This is a genomic window from Candidatus Dedyshia acidiphila, assembly GCF_051025295.1.
In the GTDB taxonomy this organism is placed as follows: Bacteria; Acidobacteriota; Terriglobia; order Terriglobales; family Acidobacteriaceae; genus KBS-83.
This window is the reverse complement of sequence record NZ_JBMGJV010000110.1, coordinates 1-254: the sequence shown is the minus strand read 5'-3', so window position 1 is coordinate 254 and position 254 is coordinate 1. Positions and strand designations below refer to the sequence as shown.

1 protein-coding gene is annotated in these 254 nt (G+C 57.5%); it reads left to right on the top strand.

What is annotated here, in order from left to right; all coding sequences use genetic code 11:
• Positions 1–131: 131 nt before the first annotated feature.
• A partial coding sequence (locus AC5IJH_RS18395) for an ATP-binding protein (protein ID WP_491904274.1) occupies positions 132–254 on the top strand: 123 nt, incomplete at its 3' end.

Here is a 254-nt window from a genome sequence, read left to right as displayed (position 1 = left end):
CTGCAGACTAACCTCGATCCGTCGTTGACCGTCTACGCCATTCGCGGAGAGATCCGGCAGGTGATCTCGAACCTTATCGTGAACGCGCTTGATGCCATGGATCAGGGTGGCCGTCTTCTGGTGAAGATTACTTGGCCGCTGGATGTGTCACGATCTCGGTCAGCGACAACGGTCCAGGCATCTCGCTGGCGAATCAACGCCGCATCTTCGAGCCGTTCTTCACAACCAAGGAAGGCACCGGTACAGGCTTGGGA